Annotated in this window: 7 protein-coding genes; 1 reads left to right on the top strand and 6 read right to left on the bottom strand. The window is 73.0% G+C overall.

The genetic code is table 11. From position 1 onward, the window contains the following. Positions 1-134 precede the first annotated feature (134 nt). Positions 135-623: an FKBP-type peptidyl-prolyl cis-trans isomerase gene (locus tag HUV06_RS13650; protein WP_254601133.1), complete on the bottom strand. Its 489-nt coding sequence runs from the start codon at positions 621-623 to the stop codon at positions 135-137. A 19-nt stretch (positions 624-642) separates the two neighbouring features. After that, entirely contained in the window at positions 643-828 is a 186-nt protein-coding gene (locus tag HUV06_RS13655) for a hypothetical protein (protein WP_174301804.1), read from the bottom strand. A 175-nt stretch (positions 829-1,003) separates the two neighbouring features. Between HUV06_RS13655 and HUV06_RS13660 the strand changes: the two genes are divergently transcribed. After that, positions 1,004-1,384, top strand: coding sequence for a PRC-barrel domain-containing protein (locus HUV06_RS13660; protein WP_174301805.1), 381 nt, complete (start codon positions 1,004-1,006; stop codon positions 1,382-1,384). Here the strand turns inward: HUV06_RS13660 and HUV06_RS13665 are convergent. From HUV06_RS13665 to HUV06_RS13680, 4 genes are all read right to left on the bottom strand, one after another. Continuing rightward, the gene (locus HUV06_RS13665) at positions 1,359-1,580 is read right to left on the bottom strand and encodes a hypothetical protein (RefSeq protein WP_174301806.1); all 222 of its coding nucleotides are present in this window, start codon (positions 1,578-1,580) and stop codon (positions 1,359-1,361) included. The genes HUV06_RS13660 and HUV06_RS13665 overlap by 26 nt on opposite strands. A 267-nt stretch (positions 1,581-1,847) precedes the next feature. Further along, positions 1,848-2,198 carry a thioredoxin gene (gene trxA / locus HUV06_RS13670; RefSeq protein ID WP_174301807.1) on the bottom strand — a complete coding sequence of 117 codons (351 nt, stop codon included), beginning with the start codon at positions 2,196-2,198 and terminating at the stop codon, positions 1,848-1,850. Between the two features lie 83 nt (positions 2,199-2,281). After that, on the bottom strand, positions 2,282-5,767 hold the full coding sequence (addA, locus tag HUV06_RS13675) for a double-strand break repair helicase AddA (RefSeq protein WP_174301808.1): 3,486 nt from the start codon (positions 5,765-5,767) through the stop codon (positions 2,282-2,284). Positions 5,768-6,008: 241 nt separating this feature from the next. Continuing rightward, a partial coding sequence (locus HUV06_RS13680; RefSeq protein WP_217433873.1) for a PD-(D/E)XK nuclease family protein occupies positions 6,009-6,888 on the bottom strand: 880 nt, incomplete at its 5' end.

The raw sequence follows: 6,888 nt of genomic DNA on the forward strand, positions 1-6,888 counted from the left end.
TGGTCACGCCGGCGGCGCCCGGGGAGCGGCTGGCGGGAGCGTCCTGGAGTGCGACGGCGGCGTCGGTCATGCGCCCCGACGCTCAAGAACCGTGCCGCAGGCAGGCGCGCCTGCGACTCAGCCCGGTGCGCGCCTCACTGGGCGGCGGGCGGGACGATCCCCAGGAGCTGCAGGCGGAACACCGTGACGCTATTGGCCGGGATCGGCCCGGACGGCTGGTCGCCATAGCCCAGGGCGGGCGGCACGTAGAGGGTCCAGTCGTCGCCGGGCCTCATGAGCTGCAAGGCCTCGTTCCAGCCCGGCACCAGCTGGCCCACCGTCATCACCAGCGGGCCGCCGTTGGCGGCCGAGGAGTCGAACACCGTCCCGTCGGTCAGCCGCCCCTCGTAGGACACCCTCACCTGGTCGCCGAGGCGCGGGTGCAGGCCGGAGGCCGGTCCGGACCGGCCGATCTTGTAGCCGAGCCCGGAGTCGGTGACCACGATCCCCGGCTGCTTGGCGACGCTCGCCATGTAGGCCGCTGCGTCAACCGGAGCGGTGGCGGTCGAGCTGGGTGTCGGGAGCTGGGCGGCCTGGGCGGCGGGCGCGAGCAGCAGGGCGGCGAGCAGGATCAGGACGCGCATGACCGCCCCATACCGTCGCTCAGGCCGCACGTAAACGCCGGCCTTCCGCCACGTCGCCGGAAGGCTCGGCTTCCGGTTCGTAGGGCGGGGCGGGTGGGAGGGCATCGACCAGCACCCGGACCAGGACGCCCGTCTCGGCCCGAATGAAGGGCGGCTCGCCATAGACGGCGGTCCACAGGGCCTGAAGTTCCTCCGATGCATCCATCCGCTCGTCCCCGTCGCCACACGATCTTGGTCGCTCCAGAAGGCGCACCCGGAGCACAGGTTGCTGGTAAACAGACTTTAAGCATGTCACCGCCACCGCCGACGACTGAACCACACTGTTGCGGGAGCGTTTTGTCCACGAGGTCGCCGAGCGCGGCTTTGAGCCGGAGCCCGCCATGACCACCGCTTCCTACACCATCGACGATGGTCATCTGATCTCGGCCAACACCTTGACGGGGCTGACGCTGTTCGACCGCGGCGGCGACAAGCTCGGCGTGATCAAGGAGGTGTTCGTCAACAAGCTGACCGGACAGATCGAGTTCGTCCTGGGCGCCACGGGCGGGTTCCTCGGCGTCGGCGAGAAGTTCCACCCCCTGCCCTGGGGCCTGCTCACCTACAACAACACGCCCGAAGGCTATGTGGTGGCGGTGGGACGCGACGAGATCCGGGCGGCGCCGGCCTATGACCGCGACCAGCTCACCAGCACCAACTACGGCTGGGGCGACCAGGTGCACCGCTACTTTTCCAGTCTCAGGCGGGGGCCGGGCCAAGTCTAGCTCGACGTCCGGTTCTACGGCGGCGCAGCCATCCGATCATGCCGCGGGGCTCATGTTCGGCACTGGAAAGTGCGGGCGCTGTTTCGAGCGCCACGGCCTGCTCGCGCCAGCTCTGCGCCTGCTCCTTCAGGCGAACCTTGTCGCGCCCGTAGGACACGATGGACGCCAGCCGATCGGCCTCGTCCGCCATCGCCAAGCAGTGTCGCGCATCCGGCATCGCCTGCCCCTAATCCCGGACACGATGAATCCGCCATGAAGCTTAACAAGCCGCTGCACGCACGGCCACGGCTCTTATCCTCCCCCGCGCGGCGGGGGAGGGGGACCGCGCGAAGCGGGGTGGAGGGGCTTGTGGGGCGCTGCCATCTCCGCCGCGGCGGCCAGCGAGCTTCCCTCACCAGGCTTCGCTTGGTCCCCTCCCCCCGCTTCGCAGGGGGAGATCAAAGGCCCGGCTAGATAGCTCTCCCTAAGGCCTGACCGAAGCCGCGCCAGCCGACACGCCGGCCTCGCCCAGCCATTCCAGGATCTTCGACTTGGGCATGGCTCCGACCTTCATCGAGGCCATCTGCCCGCCCTTGAACAGCATCAGGGTCGGCACGCCGCGGACGCCGTAGCGCGACGGCGTGGTGGGGCTGTCGTCGATGTTCACCTTGGCGATGGTGACCTTGCCGGCCAGCTCCTCGGAGATCTGGTCGAGCGCGGGGGCGATCTGCTTGCAGGGGCCGCACCACTCCGCCCAGAAGTCCACCAGCACGGGCTGGTCGGAGGCCAGGACCGCAGTGTCGAAATCGGTGTCGGTGACCTTCACCGTGCTCATCGGGACGTGCTCCAGCCTCGGGGCCGGGGAACCGGCGCGCCGTAGGTGTCCCCATGTAGCCCCCCGCCGCGCGGGATCAAGCCTCAGGCGCGCGTGCCGCCCAGCGCCCGCAGCGCCTCGCGCATCATGTTTTCTGGGACGACCATCAGCTTCGGGCCGTCGGTCCAGACCAGGGCGGCCTCGACTGCGCGTCCGGGGAAGACCGCGCGCAGGACGGCGACGTAGATGGCGATCTGGGTGATGTAGGCGGGATCGGCCTCTTCGATCCGGTTGGGCGAGGGGCGGTTGGTCTTGAAGTCGGCGACCAGCACGCGCTCGGGCGTGATCACCATGCGGTCCACCCGGCCGGAGACCGCGTAGCCCGGCGGCAGGTCCGGAGCAGCCCCGGCCACCGCGGCCTCCGCCCGCGAGCCCGGGCCGAACACCTCGGCGAAGCGGGCGTCGCGCAGCACGCCGAGCGCCGCCTCCGCCATCTCCGCCCGCTGGGCGGGGTCGAGGTCGCGCTCCTTGTCCAGCAGGCGCGCGCAGGCGCCATCCCAGGCCTGCGGGTCGAGGTCGGGCAGCAGCTGCAACAGCCGGTGGATCAGTTCGCCGCGCCGGAACCGGCCGAGCCCGAAGCTCTGCGACAGGGGCGAAGGTGCAGGCCCGTGCATCCTCGGCGCAGCGCCGGACGGGGCGGTGGCGTCCAGGGCCGCTTCCTGAGGCGCGAACCGGTGCAGCCAAGCCGGCAGGTCCGGCTCGGCCCCGGCGAACCGCGGCGGGTGCAGGGTCGCCACCGGGTCGGGGCCGAAGCGGCGCACCTCGCGGCCGTCCAGCTCCAGGTCGCGCACCTGGCCGGCCAGGCTCGGATGCTCGAAGGCGTCGCGCATGGGGCCCCACCAGCCCTTCACCTTGTCGATATCGGCCCGCGCGTTCACCCGACCGGCGATGACCACCCGGTCCCGCGCCCGGGTCAGCGCCACATAGAGCAGCCGCAGCGCCTCCTGAGCCTCGCGAGCCTCCCGCAAGCCCCGCACCCGCCCGGAGGCAGCGCAGTCGCCGGTCTTGGACGCACACCACAGGAAGCCGCCCTCCGGCGTCTCCAGCAGGGGCGAGCCCCTCGGCGCACCGCCGGTGACCGTCTCGGGCAGGAAGACGATGGGCGCCTCCAGGCCCTTGGCGCTGTGGGCGGTCATGATGCGGACCTCCCCGCCCTGGCCGGGCTCGCGCGGCGCGTCCATCTCGCGCTTCACGGTGATGTCCAGGCGCGCCACCTGGTCGGCGAAGCGCTCCAGGTCGCGCACGCCCCGGCCCTCCGCCGCCAGGGCCTGGGCCAGCACCTCGTCCAGGGCGTCGCCGGCCTCCGATCCCAGCCGGGTGACGAAGCGCTGGCGGATCGAGCGGCCCGCCGTGTCCAGGCGGCTGAACAGGCGCGAATAGAGCGCGAACGGCGGCTCGGAGGCCTGGGCCCGCGTCCAGCCGATCAGCTCCAGCGCCGCGCGCCAGTCCACCCGCTCGCCGGCGCGCCGCGACAGCTCCGTCCAAAGCTTGCCCGGCCGCCCCGACCCGCCCGGCCCGCGCGCCAGGACGTACAGGCTGTCCTCGTCCACGTCGCAGAGCGGGCTGCGCAGCACCGCCGCGAGCGTCAGGTCGTCGTGGGGGAACAGGGCCACGCGGGTTAGCGCCAGCAGGTCCTCGAACACCGGATGCTCCGACAGCCGCAGCCGGTCGGCGCCCGCCACCGGCACACCGGCGTGCTTGCAGGCGCGCAGCAGCTCGGCGAACAGCGCCTTCCTCTTGCGCACCAGGATCAGGACGTCGCCGTACTCGGCAGGGCGGTGGCCGTTCAGCGCCTTGTCGTGCACCTGCTCGCCCCGGCCGACCAGGCGCGCGATCTCGCCGGCGATGCGCTCGGCCAGGCGGCGATAGGCGCCGGTGCGGCCCTCCGCGTCCAGCGGCGCGTCCCAGGCGCGGCGGTCCTCCAGCGGCTCCTCCCGCTCCACCTCCCACAGGTCGATGGTCCCGTGGTCGCCGGTACGCCTGGCGATGTGGCGCACCAGCTCCACGGCCGCGTCGGCGCCAGCGCGGGGCTGCAGGGCCGCGCCGTGCGGGGCGAACACCGCGTCCACGAAGCCCAGCACCTGAGGGGTGGAGCGCCAGGACTCCAGCAGCGGCACCCGGGAGAAGCGGTGCTCAACGCCGGCCGCCAACCCCTCGTAGCGGTCCGCCTCCTGCGCCAGCCGCTCCGGCTGGGCGCCCTGGAAGGAGTAGATCGACTGCTTCTCGTCGCCGACGATGAAGACCGTGCGGACATCCGGGCGCCCCGGTGCACCGGCGCCGGAGAAGAACTCGCCGGTGAGCGCGCGCAGGATTTCCCACTGTTCCGGGGCGGTGTCCTGCGCCTCGTCCAGCAGCACGTGGTCCACGCCGCCGTCCAGCTTGTAGAGCACCCAGGCGGCGTCCTCGCGATCGCGCAACAGGGCCTTGGCGCGGGTCACCAGGTCGGTGAAGTCGAGCAGGCCGCGGCGCGTCTTGACGGCCTGGAACGCGTCCACATAGACGCTGGCGAGCGTCAGGGCGTGGAGGCTGGCCTGCGCCACGCGCGCGGCCTTCACCTGCGCGGCCACGTCCAGCAGCCGGTCGCGTTCGGCCGCCAGGCGGAGCTGCAGGGCCGGGTCGCGCTTCAGGGCCGAGGCGGTGTCGACCCACTTGGCCGGCTCGCCCTTGCCGGTGCAGAAGACCGCCAGGGCGTCGGAGAAGCGCGCCTGCCCACGGGCCGCCGCTTCCGCGACCTGCGCCATCTGGGCGGCGCACTTCTGGTCGCGCACGCCGCTGGCCGAGAGCGCCGCCGCCCCTGCGCGCCACAAGCCGAGGTCCAGCACGGGCGGCGCGACGGCTGCGCCCTCCAGCGCCTCGGGCGAGACCGGCCCGTCCAGCCCGCAGGCGCGGGCCGCGTCTTCCTCCAGCGCGCCCAGGCCGCCGATCCGGTCGATGTAGTCGCCGATCGCCTCCCGCCTGGCCTGGAACACCGCGAACATGGACTCGAAGCTCTGGAAGTCGAGGCTGGAGGCCATGGCCGCATAGGCGGCGGCGACCTGGGCCTGGCCGGCCATGGACACCCTAGCCAGGGCGTCGCGCGCCTCGTCGCCCACCTCGGCCGCCGCCGCGTCGTCCATCACCTTGAAGCCCGGCGAGACCCCGGCCTCCAGCGGGAACCGCCGCAGCAGCTTCTCGCAGAAGGCGTGCAGGGTCTGGATCTTCAGCCCGCCCGGCGCCTCCAGGGCGCGGGCGAACAGGGTACGGGCGCGGGGCAGGTCGCGCGCGTTCTCGCCAATCGCCGCCAGTCGCTTGGTGAGGTCGCCGTTATCGAGCATGGACCAGTCGCCGAGCTGCTGGAACAGGCGGCGCTGCATCTCGGCGGCGGCGGCCTTGGTGTAGGTCACGCACAGGATCGCCTCCGGCCGCGCGCCGTGCAGCAGCAGGCGAGCGACGCGGTCGACCAGGGTCTTGGTCTTGCCGGAACCCGCATTGGCGCTGACGAAGGCCGAGCCGAACGGGTCGGCGGCGGTGATCTGAGGATCGAGGCTCATGTGACCCGCGCCGATGAGGGGTCGGGCCTCGGCGGCGGCTCGTATCCTCCCCTGCGAAGCGGGGGAGGGGGACTACGCGTAGCGGGGTGGAGGGGGCTGCCCGGGCGCCGCGGCATCCGCCGTCTCGGCCAGCGAGCCCCCCTCACCAGGCTTGGCCCGGTCCCCTCCCCCCGCTGCGCAGGGGGAGATGAGAACACCGTCCGGTGCTCGCCTCTCTTTGACAGTGAGAGAGAAGATGACCTCATTCCTCCTCCCCCTCGTCCGCCGCCGACCATTCCCGCACCCGCGCGAGGTGGTCGGTGTCGCTCATGCGCTCGGACTGGAAGCGGGGGGCGGTGCGGGAGCGGTAGGGCTCGGCGGGGTCGGCGTAGCGGTCCAGCAGGTCGCGCAGGCCCTGCAGCGCCGTCTCCGCCAGGATCGCGCTCTCGGCGCCGTCGCTGCGGACATCCTCCACGCCTGCGGGCTCGCGGCCGCTGACGCGCACATAGGCCAGCTCGCCCGGGCGGCGCGGCCCCAGCTCCGGGAAGCCGCCGTGCATCAGCAGGGCGGCGGTGAGGGGGAGCTGGGGGGAGAAGCCCAGCTCGATCTCCTTGCGGGTGGGCACGCGCCCGGTCTTGAAGTCGAGCACGTTCACCGCGCCATCCACCAGCTCCAGCCGGTCGGCACGGCAGGTGAGCGTCACCTCGCCGAGCTTCAGCTCGCCCGCCTGCTCCACCAGCACGGTGGGCCGGTCCCGCCGCCGCGCCGTCTCCATCTGGGCAACCCAGGCCCCCGCCCGCTCGGCCAGCACGGCCTCCCGCGCCAGCAGCGCCTCCGGCGCCGCCTCGGCGCGGAGGGCGTCCATGTAGAGGGTGGCGAAGCGCGCCGCCGCGGCGTCGGGGGCCAGCTCCGCCCACTCGGCGGCGAGGGCCTCGAAGGCCGAATGGATGGCAGTGCCGCGCGCCCGGGCGTCGATGCGCTCGTCCGGGCGCTCCAGCCGGCTCAGGCCCAGCACCCTGCGGGCGTAGAGGGCGTAGGGATCGCGGACCAGCTTCTCTACGTCGGTGACCGACAGCTTGGTCGGCCGCGCCGCCACCGGCGGCTTCGGCGAAGGCCGCGGCGCCGTGGCGAGGCTCGGCGGC

It is taken from the genome of Caulobacter sp. S45 (assembly GCF_903642205.1).
Lineage (GTDB): Bacteria > Pseudomonadota > Alphaproteobacteria > Caulobacterales > Caulobacteraceae > CAHJWH01.

What these genes read in the sequence shown, in the direction of transcription:
- HUV06_RS13650 (WP_254601133.1), bottom strand. Translation starts at nt 623, where the DNA reads ATGCGCGTCCTGATCCTGCTCGCCGCCCTGCTGCTCGCGCCCGCCGCC.
- HUV06_RS13655 (WP_174301804.1), bottom strand. Translation starts at nt 828, where the DNA reads ATGGATGCATCGGAGGAACTTCAGGCCCTGTGGACCGCCGTCTATGGC.
- HUV06_RS13660 (WP_174301805.1), top strand. Translation starts at nt 1,004, where the DNA reads ATGACCACCGCTTCCTACACCATCGACGATGGTCATCTGATCTCGGCC.
- trxA (WP_174301807.1), bottom strand. Translation starts at nt 2,198, where the DNA reads ATGAGCACGGTGAAGGTCACCGACACCGATTTCGACACTGCGGTCCTG.
- addA (WP_174301808.1), bottom strand. Translation starts at nt 5,767, where the DNA reads ATGAGCCTCGATCCTCAGATCACCGCCGCCGACCCGTTCGGCTCGGCC.